Source organism: Nesterenkonia halobia (assembly GCF_039536005.1).
GTDB lineage: Bacteria > Actinomycetota > Actinomycetes > Actinomycetales > Micrococcaceae > Nesterenkonia > Nesterenkonia halobia.
In genome coordinates this window covers 305,715-324,184 of the sequence record NZ_BAAAYG010000005.1, presented here as the reverse complement: position 1 = coordinate 324,184, position 18,470 = coordinate 305,715, and the positions used below count along the sequence as shown (strand labels likewise).

At 72.6% G+C, this 18,470-nt stretch carries 18 protein-coding genes and 1 tRNA gene; 4 read left to right on the top strand and 15 right to left on the bottom strand.

The features are described from left to right. Positions 1-40: 40 nt before the first annotated feature. Positions 41-916 (bottom strand): Bax inhibitor-1/YccA family protein, encoded by an 876-nt coding sequence (locus tag ABD652_RS08060; protein WP_344720042.1) that lies wholly within the window; start codon positions 914-916, stop codon positions 41-43. A gap of 299 nt (positions 917-1,215) precedes the next feature. Between ABD652_RS08060 and ABD652_RS08055 the strand changes: the two genes are divergently transcribed. Further along, a complete protein-coding gene (locus ABD652_RS08055; protein WP_344720040.1) occupies positions 1,216-1,878 on the top strand; it encodes a biotin transporter BioY in 663 nt (220 codons plus the stop codon). A 9-nt stretch (positions 1,879-1,887) separates the two neighbouring features. Continuing rightward, on the top strand, positions 1,888-2,499 hold the full coding sequence (locus tag ABD652_RS08050) for an energy-coupling factor transporter transmembrane component T (RefSeq protein WP_344720038.1): 612 nt from the start codon (positions 1,888-1,890) through the stop codon (positions 2,497-2,499). 3 nt (positions 2,500-2,502) lie between these two features. On the opposite strand, the gene ABD652_RS08045 is transcribed toward ABD652_RS08050, so the two are convergent. From ABD652_RS08045 to ABD652_RS08035, 3 genes are read right to left on the bottom strand one after another with little or no spacing between them, the layout of a single operon-like run. Continuing rightward, positions 2,503-3,297, bottom strand: coding sequence for a cupin domain-containing protein (locus tag ABD652_RS08045; RefSeq protein ID WP_344720036.1), 795 nt, complete (start codon positions 3,295-3,297; stop codon positions 2,503-2,505). After that, positions 3,294-4,229, bottom strand: a complete 936-nt coding sequence (locus ABD652_RS08040) for a DUF6807 domain-containing protein (RefSeq protein WP_344720034.1) — start codon at positions 4,227-4,229, stop codon at positions 3,294-3,296. Before ABD652_RS08040 ends, ABD652_RS08045 begins: the two co-directional genes overlap by 4 nt. Then, the gene (locus ABD652_RS08035; RefSeq protein WP_344720032.1) at positions 4,226-5,374 is read right to left on the bottom strand and encodes a Gfo/Idh/MocA family protein; all 1,149 of its coding nucleotides are present in this window, start codon (positions 5,372-5,374) and stop codon (positions 4,226-4,228) included. The genes ABD652_RS08040 and ABD652_RS08035 overlap by 4 nt, the downstream gene beginning before the upstream one ends. A gap of 284 nt (positions 5,375-5,658) precedes the next feature. Between ABD652_RS08035 and ABD652_RS08030 the strand changes: the two genes are divergently transcribed. Continuing rightward, positions 5,659-6,678, top strand: coding sequence for a LacI family DNA-binding transcriptional regulator (locus ABD652_RS08030; RefSeq protein WP_344720030.1), 1,020 nt, complete (start codon positions 5,659-5,661; stop codon positions 6,676-6,678). Between the two features lie 97 nt (positions 6,679-6,775). After that, the gene (locus ABD652_RS08025) at positions 6,776-8,062 is read left to right on the top strand and encodes an ABC transporter substrate-binding protein (RefSeq protein ID WP_344720028.1); all 1,287 of its coding nucleotides are present in this window, start codon (positions 6,776-6,778) and stop codon (positions 8,060-8,062) included. 22 nt (positions 8,063-8,084) lie between these two features. Here ABD652_RS08025 and ABD652_RS08020 read toward each other — a convergent pair. From ABD652_RS08020 to ABD652_RS07970, 11 genes are all read right to left on the bottom strand, one after another. Continuing rightward, a tRNA-Leu gene (locus tag ABD652_RS08020) sits at positions 8,085-8,158 on the bottom strand. A 139-nt stretch (positions 8,159-8,297) separates the two neighbouring features. Then, a complete protein-coding gene (locus ABD652_RS08015) occupies positions 8,298-9,668 on the bottom strand; it encodes an NAD(P)/FAD-dependent oxidoreductase (protein WP_153143086.1) in 1,371 nt (456 codons plus the stop codon). A 141-nt stretch (positions 9,669-9,809) separates the two neighbouring features. After that, the gene (locus ABD652_RS08010) at positions 9,810-11,351 is read right to left on the bottom strand and encodes a S8 family peptidase (RefSeq protein ID WP_344720024.1); all 1,542 of its coding nucleotides are present in this window, start codon (positions 11,349-11,351) and stop codon (positions 9,810-9,812) included. Positions 11,352-11,371: 20 nt separating this feature from the next. Then, positions 11,372-12,400, bottom strand: a complete 1,029-nt coding sequence (locus ABD652_RS08005) for a Ppx/GppA phosphatase family protein (protein WP_344720022.1) — start codon at positions 12,398-12,400, stop codon at positions 11,372-11,374. A gap of 10 nt (positions 12,401-12,410) precedes the next feature. After that, complete coding sequence (locus ABD652_RS08000; protein WP_344720020.1) at positions 12,411-12,998, bottom strand: DUF501 domain-containing protein; 588 nt, start codon at positions 12,996-12,998, stop codon at positions 12,411-12,413. A 155-nt stretch (positions 12,999-13,153) separates the two neighbouring features. After that, positions 13,154-13,750 carry an FtsB family cell division protein gene (locus ABD652_RS07995; RefSeq protein WP_344720018.1) on the bottom strand — a complete coding sequence of 199 codons (597 nt, stop codon included), beginning with the start codon at positions 13,748-13,750 and terminating at the stop codon, positions 13,154-13,156. Between the two features lie 258 nt (positions 13,751-14,008). Beyond that, the gene (gene eno, locus ABD652_RS07990; RefSeq protein ID WP_344720016.1) at positions 14,009-15,289 is read right to left on the bottom strand and encodes a phosphopyruvate hydratase; all 1,281 of its coding nucleotides are present in this window, start codon (positions 15,287-15,289) and stop codon (positions 14,009-14,011) included. Between the two features lie 13 nt (positions 15,290-15,302). Continuing rightward, a complete protein-coding gene (locus ABD652_RS07985; protein ID WP_344720014.1) occupies positions 15,303-16,154 on the bottom strand; it encodes a MazG nucleotide pyrophosphohydrolase domain-containing protein in 852 nt (283 codons plus the stop codon). A 10-nt stretch (positions 16,155-16,164) separates the two neighbouring features. Beyond that, positions 16,165-17,322 carry an adenosine deaminase gene (locus tag ABD652_RS07980; RefSeq protein ID WP_344720011.1) on the bottom strand — a complete coding sequence of 386 codons (1,158 nt, stop codon included), beginning with the start codon at positions 17,320-17,322 and terminating at the stop codon, positions 16,165-16,167. A gap of 98 nt (positions 17,323-17,420) precedes the next feature. Further along, positions 17,421-17,726, bottom strand: a complete 306-nt coding sequence (locus tag ABD652_RS07975) for a pore-forming ESAT-6 family protein (protein WP_153143081.1) — start codon at positions 17,724-17,726, stop codon at positions 17,421-17,423. Positions 17,727-17,813: 87 nt separating this feature from the next. Then, a complete protein-coding gene (locus ABD652_RS07970) occupies positions 17,814-18,146 on the bottom strand; it encodes a hypothetical protein (RefSeq protein ID WP_344720008.1) in 333 nt (110 codons plus the stop codon). Positions 18,147-18,470 lie beyond the last annotated feature (324 nt).

Sequence of the window (18,470 nt, the reverse complement as noted above, 5' to 3'; positions counted from 1 at the left end):
GGGCCCGGAGTGCGGCGGCGGGCCAGGCCCGCCGGGACGATCACTCCGCCATGGAGCGGACGATCGCGATGATGCGGAGCAGCTCGATGTACAGCCAGACCAGGCTGACGGTCAGCCCGAAGGCCGCCGCCCAGCCGAAGCGCTTGGCGACGCCGGCGTCGACGCCCTCCTGGATGTTGGTGAAGTCCATCACCAGCGAGTAGGTCGCCAGCAGGATGCCCAGCGCGCCGAGGGCGAGGCCCAGGAGCGGCATCTCCCCGCGCAGACCGAACATCGAGTCGGTGCCGCCGAACATCATCAGCCCCACGTTGACCAGGCTGAAGACGAAGTACGCCATCCCGGCGACCATGAACATCTTGGTCAGCTTCGGCGTGGCCCGGACCTTGCCGGAGCGGAAGAGCGCGAGCACCGAGCCGAAGACGATCACCGTGCCGAGCACCGCCTGCAGCACGATGCCGGGGAACTGCATCTCCAGCAGCATCGAGATGCCGCCGAGCAGCAGCCCCTGGCAGGCGCTGTAGGCCAGGATGAGCGCGGGGTTCGGCTCCTTCTTGAACGAGTTCACCAGGCCGAGCCCGAGGCCGCCGAGCAGGCCGACGACCACCAGCACCATCAGCAGCGCCGGCGACGTCGCGCCCACGGTGACGCTGACGCCGGCGCCGAGCAGCACCACCAGGAAGCTGACCAGCGTCTTGCGGATGACGTCGTCGTAGGTCATCGGCTCCAGGTCCTGCGGAGCCGCCTGCGGCGCGGCGACGCCGCCCTGGCCGGGCATGCCGTGCTGCTGCGCGTAGGGGCGGTCGTCCTGCTGCGGCTGCTCGGTGACCTGGCCCCGCTGGTCCATCGTGAACCGGCGACGGCCGCTCTCGGAGAACTGCTTCGGGAACGCCTGCGTGTTGAAGATCGGGTTCGACATGTTCGGGCCGGACTCCTATCGGGCTCGTCTGCCTCAGGATGATCGCCCGCGGACGCGGGCGATGCTCTGCCCCCAGTCTACCGCCGCGGCGGCGTGATGCACGCCGCCGCCCACCGGTCGACTCCTGCCGCGTGCGCGAGCGCGCGGCAGGAGCAGCAGGGGATCCGCGCCGCCGGCCTCGTCGAGGCCGGCTGGTGTCGACGGCGCGGCGCCCGTAGGATTTGAACGCCGTTCAAACCCGAGTGCTCCGTCCGCCAGGGCCCGCCGACCGCCGACCGCCGACCGGAAGAAGGACTCCGATGCCCTCCCCCGCGCCGCAGCCCCCGACGACGCCCGCCGCGTCGGGCGCCACGTCCCCGCAGAGCCTCCGGCCCGGCACGGCCCGCGACGACGGCGGGGTGAGCCGCTCGGTGCGCGGCATCGCGCGGATGGCCGTCTTCGCCGCGCTGGTCGCAGTCCTCGGTCAGCCCTTCGCCGTGCCGGTGATCGCCGGCGTGCCCATCACGCTGCAGACGCTGGGCGTCATGCTCGCCGGCGCAGTGCTCGGACCCTGGCGCGGCGCCGGGGCGATGATCCTGCTGCACCTGCTCGTCGCCGCCGGACTGCCGCTGCTGAGCCAGGGCTCGGGCGGACTGGCCGTCTACGCCGGGCCGACCGCCGGCTACGCGCTGGGCTGGATCCCCGGGGCGCTCGTCGTCGGGGCGATCGTCCAGGCCGGCTGGCCGCTGCGACTGTGGCGCACGGCGGCGGGCACGGCGCTCGGCGGCGTCGCCGTCATCCACGCCTGCGGCATCCCGGTGATGGCCTGGCAGCTGGGGCTGACCCTGCCGCAGGCCGCCGTCTCCTCGGCCGCCTTCCTCCCGGGCGACCTCGCCAAGGCCGCCGCGGCGGTGCTGCTCACCCACGCGCTGGCCCGCGCCTACCCGACGCCCTTCGAGCACGCCCGGCGCCGGCGGGGCTGAGCCCGGGACATGGCCTCCACCCCGCTCATCCCGCTGCACCGGCCCGGCGACTCGCCGGTGCACCGGATGCCGGTCTCCGCGAAGTTCGCAGTGCTGCTGGTGCTGGCCCTGGCGCTCTCGCTGCGCCGCGAGGATCCGTGGATCGTCGCCGCCGCCTGGGCGCTGGCCGTCCTCGGACACCTGGCCTCGGGCGCGACGGCCGTCGCGCTGCTGCACCGGCTCTGGGGGCTGCGCTGGCTGGTGCTGCTGCTGACCGTCCCGCAGCTGATCTTCCTCTCCGGAGCGGAGACGGCGCTGAACGTGGCCCGGGTGACCGCGCTGATCCTGCTGGCCGGGCTGCTGACGCTGACCACCAGCACCGAGGCCGTGCTGGACGCCGTCGAACGGGCGCTGCACCCGCTGCGACGCCTCGGCGTCGACCCCGAACGGGTCTCGCTGGCGCTGTCGCTGACCATCCGCTCGGTGCCGACGATCCTGGGATTCCACGCCGAGATCCGGCAGGCCCAACGCGCCCGGGGCGCGCGCGGCGGCCCCTGGACGACGATCATGCCGCTGCTGGTGATGACGCTGCGCCACGCCGAGCGGACCGCCGAGGCGCTGACCGCCCGCGGCGTGCGCTGATCGTCAGCCGGCCGGCTCCTCGCCGGTGAAGGTCTGCAGCCGCCCGCACATCCCGAAGAGCCGCGGCCCGGGGCGAGGTTCGCCGCGGACGACGGCGGCCCGGCCCAGATGCGAGCCGTCGCCGGCCTGCAGCGCCTCCAGATGCTCCCGGGTCCGCGCAGTCTCGGCCTCGACGGTCGCCTCCCAGATCTCGCGCCAGCGCTCGACGCGCGGGCGGACCAGCTCGACGGCGCGGGCGTGCAGCCGCCCCAGCGCCTGCGGCCCGTCGCGCTCGACGGCGGCGATGAGCTCGCGGCAGCCCTCGATGGCCAGGTCGCGCCGGGCCTGCGCGGCCCGTGCGCGCTCCTGCTCGTCGCCCTCGGGCAGCGCGACGGCCTCACGGTACGCCTGCGGATCCGCGAGGATCTCGTCGGGGAAGGTCAGCACCGCGTCGCCGGCCTCGGGGAGCCCGGCGTTGGACATCACCACGTTCAGCTGCAGATCCCCGTGGTTGACCAGCCGATGGACGGTGCCGGGGGTGAACCACAGCAGCGAGCCGGCCTCCAGCCGGTCGCGGGCGAAGCCCTCCGCGGAGAGCGTGTGGACTTCCCCGGTGCCGCCGGTGACCACATAGGCCTCGGTGGAGACGGTGTGCAGATGGGGCGAGCCGCCGTGCAGCCCGTCGGGGGTCTCCCAGTCGTAGACGCAGAGCTGGCTGACCGAGGTGCCGCCCGGGAACCGCGGCAGCGCCCGCTGCACCGGAGTGCTCCCGCTCGGCGTGCTCCCGTTCGGCGCGTTCTCGCTCGCAGAGGTGCTCATCGCAGCGCGAACTCCTTTCCGATCTCCTCGCGCGCGGCGGGCTCGAGCTGCTCGGCGACGAAGACGAACCGATGCCTCAGCCGCAGCACGCCGCGGTCCGGCAGATGGATCTCCTGGTCGAAGGCCGGCGACTGGCTGGTGACGGTGAAGATCCCGGTGCGGGTGAACCACCGGATCGGCGGGACCTCGACCGGACCCTCCGGACCGGAGGCCTCCGAGGTGCCGGCGAAGGCCATGACCGTGCCGCCGCCGTCGATCTCGTCGTGCGGGGAGCTGAAGGCGACCCAGTCGGCGATCGCGCCCATGGTGCTCTCCTCGCCCGCGGCTCCGGCGGAATTGACCACCTGGCAGCCGGTCCAGGAGCGCGGGCCGCGCCAGAACCAGCCGGTGTAGCCGGCGCTCGGCCGGCCCGCCGTCGTCGGGCTGCCCATCGGCAGCGTCTCGCCGGAGACGTTGGTCAGCGCGGTCTCCAGGTCGATCGCCCAGATGCCGCGGTCGGCGTCGAGCGAGTGGACCCGCTGGACGCGGTGCTCGTCGAACCAGTGCTCGCCGCGGGAGGTGATCCACTCGAGCGTCTCGTCGAAGACCACCTCCTCGCCGGAGGACGGCTCGGCGGCGAACCCGGTGTGCCGCATCGTGCCCAGATTGCCGCGCATCCGGTAGCCGTCCTCGACGTGGAACGTCGGCCCGCCCCAGAAGTTCTGGTCGGCCACATGCGACCAGGTGAACTGCAGCCCGGTGTGCCAGCGGTGGTCGTGCGGCCGGCGCACCGCCGCCTCGCCGCCGTCGAGGAAGCGCAGCGGGAACAGGTACGGCTTGGGCGCCTCCTCCGGCGCCGTGTCCGGGCGGATCACGTAGCGCAGGATCTCGGTGCCGGCGGCGGAGACGGCGATCTCCTCGTCGGTGCGGGTGACGTCGAAGGTCTGGCTCATCGGGCGGGCTCCTCGGCGGGGGTCTGGACGGCGCCGGCGATGTTCTCGGCGACGCGGTAGTCATGGGCGGCGTCGTGCATGCCGGCGTAGTAGGTGCCGGAGCGGGTCAGCTCCGCACGACGGACGGGACGTCCGGTCTCGGCGGACTGGTACAGGGCGGCGATGAACTCCAGCACCCGCCGGCCGTCGTCGCCCGAGGCCCGCGGGCGCGCTCCGGCGGCCATCGCGTCGAGCAGCTCGCCGAGCTGCCGGCGATGCGACGAGGGCACGTCCTCCTCGGGCGTCCAGTCGGCGGGGGCCTCCTCGCCGACATGCGGAGCCGGAGTCCAGGTCCAGGAGCTGTTGTCATAGCCGTAGAGGTGTTCGACCTCGACGGTGGCGTCCTGGAAGTCGAAGCGCAGGTAGGAGACTTCGCGCGGGGAGAGCACCGAGTTGACCACTGTCGCCAGCGCCCCGGAGGCGAGCCGGACGGTGGCCGCGGAGACGTCCTCGGTCTCGACGTCGCGGTCCAGCGCCGCGGCGGTGGCCGAGACCTCGGTCCAGTCGCCGAGGACCTCGAAGAGCAGGTCCATCTGGTGGATGCCGTGGCCCATCGCGGGGCCGCCGCCCTCGGTCTCCCAGTTCCCGCGCCACGCGACGTCGTAGTAGGAGTGCGGGCGGTACCAGAGCGTGTTGCACAGCGCGACCAACGGTCGCCCCAGCGTGCCTTCCTGCACGTGGCGCTTCAGCCGCTGGGCGCCGGAGCCGAAGCGGTGCTGGAAGACGTAGGAGGCGTAGGGGCCGCCCTCGCGCTCCAGCGCGGCGACCTCGTCGTACTCGGCCAGCGTGAGCATCGGCGGCTTCTCGCACCAGACCCAGGCGCCGGCGCGCAGCCCCTTCATCACGCCCTCGCGGTGGGCCGAGGGCGGAGTGCACAGCACCAGCAGATCCGGGCGCTCGGCCTCGAGCAGCTCGTCGACGCCGCCGTGGCGGCCGGGGATCCCCCACTCGTCGGCGACCTGGGCCACCCGATCGGCGTCGACATCGGCGAGGCCGACGACCTCGACCCGGTCGCCGTGGGAGGCCAGCGTGGGCAGATGCGCCCCGGTGGCGATCCCGCCGGCGCCGACGACGCCGACGCGGACAGTGCTGGATGCGGCTGACATGCGTGCTCCTCGCAGTGGATGTGCTCGATGGTCGGGCGCCGCGCCGAGAGACCGGCCGCAGTCTCCGACGAGCGTGTGTGACCGATCACATGACCGATCGCCTCCGAGACTAGAGAGGCCCCGGCCGCACTGTCAACAGAATTCTGTCATCCCGGTCACATCGACGGGAGGGCCCGCCGCCCAGCCCGCCCCGCCGCACCGCGGGGATCCGCCCGACGGGCCGATATGCCCGACGGTCGGCGCGCCGACCGGCCCGGGCCGCACCACGGAGAGACACTGCCCCCGTGACATCCGACGCCTCCTCCGGCCGCCGGTCGACCATCCACGAGGTCGCCCGGGCCGCCGGCGTGTCCCACCAGACGGTCTCGCGCTATCTGCGCGGACTCGGCCCCTTCCGCCCGCAGACGATCGAGCAGGTCGAGGCGGCCATCGAGGAGCTCAACTACCGGCCGAACACCATCGCCCGGTCGATGCGCACCCGGAGGACCGGCGTGCTCTCCGTGGTGCTCCCCTCCCCCGTCGAGCAGATGCCCACCCCGATGCTGGCCGCGGCCGGCGAGGTCGCCCATCGCGAGGGCTTCCTCATGGAGATCGCCGTGGTGGAGGGCTCGCCGCAGGAGCGGGCCGCCCGAGCCCGGGAGCTGATGGACTCCGGGCGCGTCGAGGGCGTGCTGTCGCTCAGCGGCCTGCCCGGCCTGGAGGAGTCTCCGCGGACGGCGACGACGGCGGCGCTGGCGGTGCTCGGCCAGTACGACGACCGACTGCGCGGCATCGGTCCGCTCGCCGACGCCTCGCTCGTCGCCGAGATCGTGCGCCGGCTCGCCGCGATGGGGCACCGCCGCTTCCTGCACGTGCAGGGGCCGCAGGAGTGGGCCTCGGCGGCGGCCCGCCGGCAGATCTTCGAGGAGACGATCGCCGCGGACGGGCTCGAGTCGCACGGCGTCGTCGGCGGCGCCTGGTCGCCCGAGACCGGCCACTCCGCGATCATGGAGCTGGCCGAGGACAGCGGCGTGACCGCCGTCGTCGCGGCCAACGACTACGTCGCCTTCGGCGTGATGCGCGCCGCCCACGAGCGCGGCTGGCGCATCCCGGAGGACCTGAGCGTGGTCGGCTGGGACGACCTCGGCGTGAGCCGCTACGCCGTCCCGGCGCTCTCCACCGTCGCCGCCGATCGGGCCGGCCAGGGACGCTTCGCCATGGAGCGCCTCATCGCGCTGGTCCGCGAGCAGGACCCGCCCACTGTGATGCCGGAGATGAACACGCTGCTGCTGCGCGAGTCGGTCGGCCCCGCGCCGCGCCGCTGAGTCGGCACGGCCGCCGGCCACCCCTCTTGACGCGCGAAATGTGATCGGTCACAGTATCTCTGTGAGACACATCACGACCTCTGGGAGGACCTGCCCCATGCACCGCTCTGTCCACCGCCGCCTCGCCCCCGCCGCCGTCCTGACGGCCGGGGCCCTGCTGCTCTCCGGCTGCGGCGCCGGATCCGCCGCCGGCGACGACGGCGACGTCACGCTGCGCTTCTACTGGTGGGGCCACGACGGCCGGCACGAGAACACCCAGGAGCTCATCGACATCTATGAGGAGGAGAATCCCGGGGTCACGATCGAGCCGGAGTACTCGGACTGGTCGGGCTACTGGGACCGGCTGGCCACCCAGACCGCCGCCGGCGAGGCTCCCGACGTCATCCAGATGGACGCGCTCTATCTCCGCGAGTACGCCGAGAACGGCACGCTGCTGGACCTCTCCGCCATGGACTTCAGCGGCCTCGCCGCGGGCGTGCGCGACGCCGGCGCCACCGACGACGGCGTCTGGGCCATGCCGCACGGGATGACGGTGATGACGCTGGCGGCCAACGACTCGATGATCGCCGACTCCGGCGTCGAGCTGCCCGACGACACCTCCTGGACCTGGGAGGACTTCAGCGGGTACGCCGCCGAGCTCGCCGAGGCCACCGGCGAATACGGCGTCAGCCCGCTGCTCGAGTCCGCCGGGCTGCAGACCTGGCTGCGCCAGCACGGCAAGCAGGTCACCACCGACGCCGGCGAGCTGGGCTTCGAGCCCGCCGACGCCGCCGAATACTTCCAGTTCCAGCTGGACCTGCTCGCCGAGGGCGGCTACCCGCCGCCCTCGGCCTCGGCCGAGGAGCAGCCGCCCGGATCCGCCGAGCAGTCGATGAACGGCCGCGGCGAGGCCGTGATGGGCACCTGGTGGGACACGATGATCGGCGGCCTCTCCGAGTACGCCGACTCGAGCTTCACCCCGCTGCGCATGCCCAGCACCGACGGCGACGGCGACCACCAGATGTTCTTCAAGCCCTCGATGTTCTACTCGGGCTCCTCCAGCACCGAGCATCCCGAGGAGGTCCGGGACTTCATCGCGTTCCTCGCCACCTCGGAGGAGTCGGCGGAGATCAACCTGACCGACCGCGGCATGCCCGCCGCCGAGGGCGCGCTGGAGACCATCCGCGACGAGCTCACCGAGCAGGAGCAGGTCCTGGCCGACTACGCCGCCGAGCTCGACGCCGAAGTCGGCGACCCCACGCCGATCCCGCCGGAGGGCGCCTCCGGCTTCCCGGACCACATCTACCGCTATTCCCAGGAGGTCCTCTTCGAGCGGCAGACGCCGCAGGAGGCCGCCGAGGCGATGCACGCCGAGATGCAGGCCGACCTCGACCAGGCCGGCTGAGCCGGACGCCGCGACAGGTCGGTGCCCCCACTGGGATTCGAACCCAGACTGTGCTGATTTTAAATCAGCTGCCTCTTCCGATTGGGCTATGGGGGCCGAGACGCGCACGGCGGGCCGCCGTGCGGATCCATCGTAGATCCGCCGCGGCGGCCCGCCGTCGTCCTCGGGGGTCCTCATCGCCCATCCCGCCCGCCGGCGACCGGAGAAGCAGGTCAGGCAGAGGCCGGAGGAAGAATCACTTCTTCTTCGCCCGGGCGGCGGCCTTCTCGAACTGACGACGCGGAGACTCCAGGTCGCGCAGCGGGGTGATGTCGCGGCCGAAGATCAGCTCGTTGATCCAGTTGCTGGCCACGCGGGCGGTGCGCTCCACCGTGGGGATGGCCAGGCCGTGGTAGCCGCGGTGGGCCAGCCAGGCCGGGAAGCCCTTCAGCTTCATGCCCATCGGGTTGCCCACACCCTGGTAGAGGCCCAGCCCGGCGACGGCGCCCAGCGACTCGTGCTTGTACTCGGTCGGCGCCTCGCCGGCACGGGCGGCCAGCAGGTTCTTGGCCAGCATCTTCGCCTGCCGCAGGGCGTGCTGGGCGTTCGGCACGCAGAAGCCGCCCGGGCCGGCGCCGGTGAGGTCCGGCACGGCGGCGACGTCGCCGGCGGTCCAGGCGTGCTCGATGGGCGCTCCCTCGTCGTCGACGATCTGCAGCGTCGCGGAGGCCTTCACGCGGCCGCGTTCGTCGACCGGGAAGCCCGAGGAGTTGCCGACCTCGTTGGCGGCCACGCCGGCGGTCCACACCAGCACGTCGCACTCGAAGCGGTCGAGCTCGGACTTGTCGGCCATGTTGATCAGCTGCAGCTCGCCCTCGGTCGCCGAGCCCAGCGAGGTGTTCAGCAGCACCTCGATGCCGCGCGAACGCAGGTGCTCGACGACGCCCTCGGCCTGCTCCTCGGAGACCTCGGGCATGATCCGGCCCATGGCCTCGACGAGGACGATGCGCACGTCCGACTGGCTCAGCCGCGGATTCGCGTCCACTGCGGAGCGGATGAGGTCCTCCATCTCCGCGATGCACTCGATGCCGGCGAAGCCGCCGCCGACCACGGTGAAGGTCAGGGCGCGGGCCTTGGCCGCCTCGTCGGTCATCGTCGAGGCCGCCTCGAGGTTGTCGAGGATCTGGTTCCGCACGTAGACGGCCTCCTCGATGGTCTTCAGCCCCACGCCCTGGTCGCCCAGCCCCTCGATGGGGAAGGTGCGGGTCGTCGCGCCGGCGGCCATGACGATGTCCTGGTACGGCAGCTCGACGACCGATCCGTCGTCCAGCTCGACGACTGCGCCGCGCCCTTCGTGGTCCACGGCGGTGACCGTGCCGACGACCACCTCGGTGTCCTTCAGGTGCTTGCGCAGCGAGACGATGGCGTGGCGCGCCTCGATATGTCCGCCCACGACCTCCGGGAGGAAGGGCTGGTAGGTCATGTAGGGCAGCGGGTCGACCAGAGTCACGACCCCGCCGGCCTCCTTGACCTTCTTCTGCAGCTGCTGCGCGACGGTCAGGCCGACGTAGCCGCCTCCGACGATCAGCGTGCGCGGTTTGTCTGAAAGCTTCTGCGAGGTTGCCATGGAGTCATCCTAGCCGTGTTGCTGACGTGAACGTGAACTGCTCGCACAGGCCTGTGGCGGTGGACCACGGCGGCGTCGCCGTGCTCCACCGCCACAGTGCGATGCGCAACATCAGCAGTCTACTCCGTCCGACGTCGGGGCTCAGCGACCTGTGACGCGACGCCTCCGCCGACCCAGATGGACGGCCGCGCCGGCGCCGATCAGCACCACCACCAGGGCCGCGACGCCGAGCGTGGTCGCCCCGGCCCAGTCCTGGACGGTCTCGTCCTCCTCCGGCTGCGGGCGGGCGCGAGGATCGCCCTCCGGTCCCGGCGTCACCCCGGAGTCCTCGGGGATGTCGACGTGCTGGGAGGTGTCGGACTCCCCGCGCCGGTGGATGCGCACCCAGTCGGCCAGCGACTGGTAGTCCGCCGCGTCGTAGTCCGGGAGGTCGTCGCGGCCCACGGCGGCGGCGACGTCGAGGATCCCCCGGCCGAACTCGGGGTCGACGCCCTCGGGGCCGGCGTCCTCGGCGGTGGTCAGCAGGCGGTGGCGGACCTCGGCGACCGGCAGGTCCGGATGGGCGGCCATCACCAGCGCCGCGGCCCCGGCGACGATCGGCGAAGCCCCGGAGGTGCCCGACCACTGCGCGTAGCCGCCCTCGGGCACCGCCCCGACCAGCGGCTCGGAAGGTGCCGCGAGATCCACTGCGATGCCCTGTGCCGAGGCGTCCTGGCTGATCTCCTCCTCCTCGGTGACCCCGGCGACGGTGACCACGCCGGGGATCGAGGCCGGTGCGCCGACGCTCCACTGCCCGGAGATCCGGTTGCCGGCGGCGGCGACGACCAGCACGTCGTTCTTCTCGGCCCGCTGGAAGGCCCGGTCCCAGGATTTCGGCCACTCCTGCTGGTTGGGCAGGCCGAAGGACATGTTGATGATGTCGGCGTCGTGCTCGATCGCCCAGTCCACGCCGTCGACGACCTGCTGCTCCAGCGGGACGCCGTAGGAGCTGGGGATCTCCAGCGACATGGAGATGCTCAGCAGATCCGCCTGCGGCGCGACGCCGACGACGCCGGAGGTGCGCGCCGAGTTCGGCGACATCGCCGCGCCGGAGACCAGGTCGGAGGCCCGCACCGCGCCGGAGGTCAGCGCCTCGCGGGTGACCACGCCGGAACCGGCCGCCCCGGAGGAGCTCATCTCCTTCCGCAGGTCGTCCCAGAACTCCTTCCAGTCCTGCTCGGAGAAGTCCTCGAAGTCGTGGGGCTCGGGCAGGTCCTCGGGGTCGTCGCCGCTGGCCTCGGTGCCGCGGCCGGCGGCCAGCGACCCGACCAGCGTGCCGTGCTCGGCGGTCATCTGCTCCACCGGGGAGCCGTCGGAGTCGCCCCCGCCGGAGACGTCGGTGCCGCCGACGACCGCGCCCTGCAGCGCAGGATGCTCGGCGTCGATGCCGGTGTCCATCACCGCGATCCGCACGCCGTCGCCCTGGGTGGTCTTCCAGGCCTCGGCGACGCCGTAGGTGTCCAGCCAGTACTGCGCCTCGCGCCAGGCGTCGGCCTCGGCGGAGGGGACGCCTCCGACCTGCGGGGCCAGCAGCAGCGGGACGAGGGCGCCGACGACCGCCGTCGACCGCAGCAGGCGGCGGGGACGACGGCGGGGACGGCGCCGGCGCGGCGGCTCCGGGCTCTGCGGGGACATCAGGCTCATCGTCTGCGTCGGTCCTCCGGTCATCCGGCGACCTGCGGCTCGCGACCGGCGGCCAGCGAGAGGGCGATGCCGTCCAGGATGTCATGCTCGGAGGCCACCGCGGAGGTCACGCGCCCGTCGGTCACCGTGTTCACGTAGTCGAGGATGGTGCCCCAGATCAGCGCGCCGGCGCCGATGACATCGACACGTCCGGGATGCATGAACGGCATGTGGGCGCGCGCGTCGCGGGACGCGGTGAGCAGCTGGTCCACGGACTGCTGGTACCGGTCCAGGTCGATCTCCGCGCCGTGGATGAGATCCGGGTCGTAGTCCTCCAGCCCGAGGGCGTGGGCGGTGACGGTCGTGACCGTGCCGGCCACGCCGATGACCACGTCGGTCTCGTCCAGCGGCATCACCTGCGAGACGTCCTCCAGGAAGGAGAGCGTCTCGAAGCTCGCCATCGAGGTCTCGGTCTCCTCCGGGGGATCGCTGTGCAGATGCCGCTCGGTGAAGCGCACGCAGCCCATGTCGGTGGAGATCGAGTGGGTCATGCCCGCGGAGGTCCCCAGCACGAACTCCGTGGAGCCGCCGCCGAGGTCGACGACGAGGACCTTCCGCGCCGGATCCGGGTCCAGCAGCGACGACGCGCCGGCGAAGGACAGCCCGGCCTCCTCGCCGCCGCGGATGACCTCCGGCTCGACCCCGAGACGCTCCTTCACCCCCTGGATGAAGACGTCGCGGTTCGCCGCGTCCCGCGTGGCCGAGGTGGCCACGAAGCGCACGGCCTCGACGTCGTGCCGGCGGATGAGCGCGGCGTACTGGTCGACCGCCGCGAAGGTCCGCTCGAGGGCGGCCTCGGAGAAGCGGCCGGCGGAGTCGACGTCCTCGCCGAGCCGCACCACGATCATCTGGCGCACCACGTCGGTCAGCGGGGAGGTCCGCACCGGGCAGCCGAGGCGATGCCCGTAGGGATCATGAGGCTCCGTCCGCTCCTCCTCGGGCCGGCGTCCGACGTCGGCGATCAGCAGGCGGATGGAATTCGTCCCGCAGTCGATGGCGGCAACTCGCATGTCTGCTCCTTCAGCTCCGGCGCCGGACGTGGCGGCTGAGGTCCTCGGTCGGGACCTCGGCGTCGTGGTCCCAGGCGCTCGCGCAGGTGCACGTCTGCGGGGTCCATTCCTCCGCGAGGCGCTCCAGGGTCTCGTCTCCCAGCGGGGTGATGCCCGGACCGACGGCGAGGGCGTGGCCGACCAGGACATGCAGGCACTTCACGCGTCCGGGCATGCCGCCGGCGCTGACGCCGTCGATCTCCCAGACCGGATCCAGCCCGGCCCGCCGTCGGATCTGCTCACGACGCTCGAGGTAGTCCTCGTGGGCGGCGCGGTGGCCGGCGGCCAGCTGCGCGTCGTCGGCGAGCCGCTCGGTCATCTCGGCCATCACGCCGGCGGCCTCGAGCCGGGAGACCGCCTGCACGATGGTCGGATGGGTCAGGTAGTACGTCGTCGGGAAGGGGATCCCGTTCGACAGCCGCGGAGCGGTCGCGGCGACCAGCGGATTCCCGCAGCGGCAGCGGGCGGGGATCTCCACGACGTCGCGCACCGGGCGGCGCAGCTGGCGGCTGAGCGTCTCCAGGTCCTGCTCCGACGGCGTCGCCTCGTGCTGGGTCATCGTGATCTGCGATCTCCTCTGCGCGCCGGCGACGTCGCCGGGTTCTGATGGGACGGGCTCGGGCGGCCGGTGCCGGGGCCGGGGCGGGGGCTGCGACCGCCGACGCGTCGCGGCCACGGATGTCTGCCGGGTCACACCGGCCGTCGACGTCGAGACTAATCCACCGCGGAACGGACCAGCGAATCCCAGAGCGCCTCGGCCCAGGGCAGATCATGCCGGACCTCGCCGTCGGCGGGCGTCGCCCCGTCCTCGTCCTGAGCGTCGAGGTCCCCGACCACGTGATACCGCTTCTCCCCCGGCATCACCAGGTCCACCCGCTCGCGGGCCTGCTGGCGGATGTACTCGGGGTCGTCCCAGCGGGCGATCTGGTCCTGGAGCTCGTCCTGCTCCTGCTGCGCGGCGGAGATCTCGGACTCGAGCTCGCCGAGCTCTGCACGCTGCTGGACATAGGTGCGGACGGTGGGGACCAGGAAGGACAGCACCACCAGGGCGACCACGGTCAGCACGATCATCCGTCCGGAGATCGTCCGCTCGGGGACCCGGGCACGGGCGCTGACCGGGCTGCGACCGCCGGAGCCGGTGCCGTCGGCGGAGCCGCCGGCGGGCGTCTCGGTGCGGCCGGAGGCGGCGGGGCGGGACGAGCCGGTCCGGCCGCCGCGGCGCGCCGCGGCGCGGGCAGGCATGCGGATCTCGCCGGAGACCTGCTCGCGCTCGGCGAGGCGGCGAGCGGCGCGGTCCTGACGTGCGGCCACGGCACCTCCCATCCCCGGCGGCGCGGACCTCGGCGCCGCCGTCTGTCGACGACCTGCTGCGACGCCGGTGTCGACGTCGGACCTTCAGAGTAGTGCGGCGCCGGGGCCGCGCCGCGCCGGACACGCGCTGACCGGGAGGATCGGTCCCGGCGGCAGACCGGAGACGCCTGCGGCCGGGCCCCTCGCGAGGGACCCGGCCGCAGGACGGGGCGTCGCTGCGCGCTCGGCGCTCAGCGTCGGAGGCTCAGCGTCGCAGGCTCAGCGGGAGAAGCGCGGGAACGCCGAGGTGCCGGCGTAGGCGGCGGCGTCGCCGAGCTCCTCCTCGATGCGCAGCAGCTGGTTGTACTTGGCCACCCGCTCGGAGCGCGCCGGGGCGCCGGTCTTGATCTGCCCGGAGTTGGTGGCCACCGCGATGTCGGAGATCGTGGTGTCCTCGGTCTCGCCGGAGCGGTGGGAGATCATCGTCGTGTAGCGGCTGCGCTGGGCCAGCTGGACGGCGTCCAGCGTCTCGGTCAGCGAGCCGATCTGGTTGACCTTCACCAGCAGCGAGTTGCCGGTGTCGTTCTCGATGCCCTTGGCCAGCCGCTCGCGGTTGGTCACGAAGAGGTCGTCGCCGACGAGCTGGACCGTCGAGCCGATCTGCTCGGTCAGCGTCTTCCAGCCGTCCCAGTCGTCCTCGTCCAGCGGGTCCTCGATGGAGACCAGCGGGTAGGACTCGACGAGCTCGGCGTAGTAGGCGCTCATCTGCTCCGGGGTCTTCTGCTCGCCCTCGAAGGTGTAGGCCCCGTCGGAGAAGAACTCGCTGGCGGCGACGTCCAGGGCCAGGGCGACGTCCTCGCCGGGGGTGTAGCCCGCCCGGGTGATCGCCTCGGTGATCAGGTCCAGCGCCTCGCGGTTCGACGGCAGGTTCGGCGCGAAGCCGCCTTCGTCGCCGAGCCCGGTGGCCAGGCCCTTCTCCTTCAGCAGCGCCTTCAGCGCGTGGTAGACCTCCACGCCGGAGCGCAGCGCCTCGGCGAAGGTCGCCGCACCGATCGGAGCGATCATGAACTCCTGGATGTCGACGTTGGAGTCCGCGTGGGAGCCGCCGTTGAGGATGTTCATCATCGGCACCGGCAGCAGGTGGGCGTTCGGCCCGCCCAGGTACTTGTACAGCGGCAGGTCGGAGGCGTCCGAGGCGGCCTTGGCCACGGCCAGCGAGACGCCCAGGATCGCGTTGGCGCCGAGGCTGTTCTTGTTGTCGGTGCCGTCGAGGTCGAGCAGCACCTGGTCGATCTGGCGCTGCTCCGTGGCGTCCTGCCCCTCGAGGGCCGGGGCGATGACGTCGTTGATCGCGGTGACCGCGCCGGTGACGCCCTTGCCGAGGTAGCGGCCCTCGTCACCGTCACGGCGCTCGACGGCCTCGAACTGGCCGGTGGAGGCGCCCGAGGGCACCGCCGCCTGCCCGAAGCTGCCGTCGTCGAGCAGCACGTCCACCTCCACGGTGGGGTTGCCTCGCGAGTCGAGGATCTCGCGGCCATACACACTGGCGATGAGAGACATGTCTGTCGGCTCCTTATTGCTGATGGTGTGACATTCGGGGGCCGACGCGCCCTTGCGCCAGCGAGGTCAGATGGCGGCGCAGCGCGCGTTCGGGGTCCTGGTCCCGACGACGGGCTTCGTGCACCACAGTGAAGAGTAGTTCACCCAGGGCGTCCTCGTCAGCCGCGCCGAGCGGCGAGGAGGCGTCCGGCCGCGCCGGCTCGTCCGCCGGCGCGGCGCCGTCGCGCGCGATCCGGTCCACCGTCTTGGCCGCACGGGCCAGGGCGGGCAGATGGGACGGCAGGGAGTCGACGACGGCGGCCAGCGCCGCGGCCTCCCCGGGCTCCTCGGCCTCCTCCGGCTCCGCGGGCTCGGCGGCGTCGGCGCGGTCCGCGACGGCCCCTCGGGGCGGCGCCCCGCCGGACTCGCCGGCCTTCTCCTCGGCCTTGATCCGCGCCCAGGCCTGTTGGATGCTCTCCAGATCGGCATGCTCGTCGACGGCCAGCCGACCCTCCGGGGTGAAGACGTGCGGACTGCGCCGGACCAGCTTGGCGGTGATCGCCTCCGCGACGCCGTCCAGGTCGAAGGAGCCGCGCTCCTCGGCCAGCCGGGCATGCAGCACGATCTGGAAGAGGACGTCGCCGAGCTCCCGACGCAGCGACTCGTCGACGCGACCGGACTCGATCTCCTCGAGAGTCTCGTAGGACTCCTCGACGAGATACTCCACGAGGTTCTCGTGGGTCAGCCGACGGGTCCAGGGACAGTGGAGGCGCAGGGCGTCGACGACCCGCCGCAGACGGAGGAGGGCATCGCCGTCCGCGGCAGGCACGTCGGACACGGAGTCGGCCCCGGGGTCGGAGACGGAGGAGGGCTGCTGCGAGGTCACGCGGCGCGGATCACTGCCAGGCCTCGAGGATCATGCCCGAGAGCGCCTCGCGCTCGTCCAGCCCCAGGAAGGACGCCTCCAGCGCGTTGATCTGGAAGTCGGCCAGCTCGGCCAGCTCGTAGCCGAAGGTCGAGGCCAGCAGAGCCAGCTCCCCGGTGAGCGTGACGCCCGAGACCAGCCGGTTGTCGGTGTTGATGCCGACGTTGAAGCCGAGCTGGTGGAGCATGTCGACGGGGTGGTCGGCCAGCTCCGGGCCGAATCCCGCCGTCGCCCCGGTCTGCAGGTTGGAGGTCGGGCAGACCTCGAGGTGGACCTCGCGGTCGCGGACCCAGCGGGCGACCGGGCCGAGCTCCACCTGGTAGACCTGCTCGTCCTCGGCGGCACTCTCCTCCTCGGCGGCCGCCGGATCGTCGACGACGCTGATGTCCTCGGCGATGCGGACGCCGTGGCCCAGGCGGCGGGCCCGTCCGGAGACGAGGGCGTCGCGGATCGACTCCACGCCGTCGGCCTCCCCGGCGTGGACCGTCGTCGGGACCATCTGCGTCGCCAGCTCGGTGAAGGCGGCGGCGAACCGGGCCGGGGAGAAGCCGTCCTCCGGTCCGGCGATATCGAAGCCGACCACGCCGGCGCCGCGGTGCCGCACCGCCAGCTCGGCGATCTCGTCGCCGCGGTCGTTCTGCCGCATCGCCGAGATCAGCTGTCCGACGATGATGATGCCGTCCTGCTCCTCGACGGCGGCGACCCCCTCGTCGAGTCCGGCCCGGACGGCCTCGACGGCCTCGTCCAGGGACAGGCCCCGCTGCTGGTGCTGCTCGGGGGCCCAGCGCACCTCACCGTAGACGACGCCGTCGGCGGCCAGGTCCTCGACGTACTCGCGGGCCACGCGGCGCAGCGACTCGGCCGTCTGCATCACGGCGGTGGTGTGCGCGAAGCCGGCCAGATACGCCTCCAGGGACCCCGACGTCGAGGCTCGGACGAACCAGTCGGCGAGCGCCTCCGGAGTGTCGGCGGGCAGCTCATGATCGACCTCGGCGGCGAGCTCGATCATCGTCGACGGGCGCAGCCCGCCGTCGAGATGGTCGTGGAGGCTGACTTTGGGGAGCGGGCGGATGGTCTCGTGCAGGTCCTGGGACGGGCCGGTGCTCTCCGGAGCGGAAGTCGCAGTCATGGTGTCAGCCTATCGGTCGGCGGCGACGCGGCGGGAGTCCGCGCCGCCGCCGGGGTGGTCCGGGCCGTCGGGCGGGTGAACGGGACGGTCAGGGCGACTCAGCCGATGCCGCTGATCGCGCTGCGGGTCCGCTGCTGGGTCGACTGCGCCGTCTGGTCGTTCTCCGACAGCGTCGTGCGGACCAGCTGGATGATCCCTTTGACCTCGTCCGAGGCCGAGCGCCACCGCTGCTCCACCGAGCGGTACTCCGCGTCGGCTCCGTCCATCTGGAAATCCGACATCGCCGCGGCGACCTGCTGGTCCCGGTCGTTGATCAGCGTCTCCAGCCGGGCGGCGATCTGCTCGATGTCGCCCTGCACCTGGCCGGAGGCGTCGGTGTCGTAGGAAATGCGGTCCGTCGTCATCGTGGTGTCTCCTTCCGTCCGCCGCGGCCCCGCCGGGCGGCTCGTGGTCCTGTGGTCCTGCAGTCCTGCCGGGCCGCGCCCCGACGCTCAGCGTCCGGCGAAGCGCGCGGCGTCGAAGTTCGCCGCACTCTGCTGACGCTCCGCGTTCGCCGCCGACTCCTGGTCGCCGGTCCGGGTGGCCGCGTCCATCTCGGCCTGGCCGCGGTTGATCGCGGTCAGTGCGCTGTTGAGCTCGTGGGAGATCTCGTCGACGCGGCTCTTGAAGCTGTCGAACTGTGCGCGCCCCTGCCCGTTGAACCGGCCCTGGAGCGGATCCGCCGCCGCGGCCAGCTGGCGCACCAGCGAGGTCAGCTCCGTGCCGGACTGCTCGGTCCGCTGCGCGAGCGTCCCCAGGGTCTCGTTCCCCATGTCGAACTTCATGGCTGCTCCCCTCCTGCGAGGTGTCTCTGGGTGTGTCGTCCTCCGACCCGCGGCGGTCCGGGGCCGGCTGCGAGGGCCCGGAATCCTCCGGTGCCGCACGGCCCTCAGCTCATCGGGTCCGGGAGGCCGCGTCAAACAGTCATCCACAACCCCGATCCCCGACAGTCCGGAGGTCGCGTGTTCTCCACAAGCGGCGGTGCTCCGCTGGACAGGCCGGCCGAAACCTGGAATCTTCGACATCGCCTCCGGGGCCGCCGGAGGGTTTGACAGCATCCGGTGAGGCGACGGCCATGTTCTCGCCCCACGACGCCGCCCGCCGCGCCG

Bases quoted from the DNA above. Each gene is read 5' to 3' on its own strand.
- ABD652_RS07980 (WP_344720011.1), bottom strand. From the start codon at position 17,322: ATGACTGCGACTTCCGCTCCGGAGAGCACCGGCCCGTCCCAGGACCTG.
- ABD652_RS07975 (WP_153143081.1), bottom strand. From the start codon at position 17,726: ATGACGACGGACCGCATTTCCTACGACACCGACGCCTCCGGCCAGGTG.
- ABD652_RS08025 (WP_344720028.1), top strand. From the start codon at position 6,776: ATGCACCGCTCTGTCCACCGCCGCCTCGCCCCCGCCGCCGTCCTGACG.
- ABD652_RS08060 (WP_344720042.1), bottom strand. From the start codon at position 916: ATGTCGAACCCGATCTTCAACACGCAGGCGTTCCCGAAGCAGTTCTCC.
- ABD652_RS08010 (WP_344720024.1), bottom strand. From the start codon at position 11,351: ATGAGCCTGATGTCCCCGCAGAGCCCGGAGCCGCCGCGCCGGCGCCGT.
- ABD652_RS08045 (WP_344720036.1), bottom strand. From the start codon at position 3,297: ATGAGCACCTCTGCGAGCGAGAACGCGCCGAACGGGAGCACGCCGAGC.
- ABD652_RS08005 (WP_344720022.1), bottom strand. From the start codon at position 12,400: ATGCGAGTTGCCGCCATCGACTGCGGGACGAATTCCATCCGCCTGCTG.
- ABD652_RS08000 (WP_344720020.1), bottom strand. From the start codon at position 12,998: ATGACCCAGCACGAGGCGACGCCGTCGGAGCAGGACCTGGAGACGCTC.
- ABD652_RS08050 (WP_344720038.1), top strand. From the start codon at position 1,888: ATGGCCTCCACCCCGCTCATCCCGCTGCACCGGCCCGGCGACTCGCCG.
- ABD652_RS08035 (WP_344720032.1), bottom strand. From the start codon at position 5,374: ATGTCAGCCGCATCCAGCACTGTCCGCGTCGGCGTCGTCGGCGCCGGC.
- ABD652_RS08055 (WP_344720040.1), top strand. From the start codon at position 1,216: ATGCCCTCCCCCGCGCCGCAGCCCCCGACGACGCCCGCCGCGTCGGGC.
- eno (WP_344720016.1), bottom strand. From the start codon at position 15,289: ATGTCTCTCATCGCCAGTGTGTATGGCCGCGAGATCCTCGACTCGCGA.
- ABD652_RS07970 (WP_344720008.1), bottom strand. From the start codon at position 18,146: ATGAAGTTCGACATGGGGAACGAGACCCTGGGGACGCTCGCGCAGCGG.
- ABD652_RS08040 (WP_344720034.1), bottom strand. From the start codon at position 4,229: ATGAGCCAGACCTTCGACGTCACCCGCACCGACGAGGAGATCGCCGTC.
- ABD652_RS08015 (WP_153143086.1), bottom strand. From the start codon at position 9,668: ATGGCAACCTCGCAGAAGCTTTCAGACAAACCGCGCACGCTGATCGTC.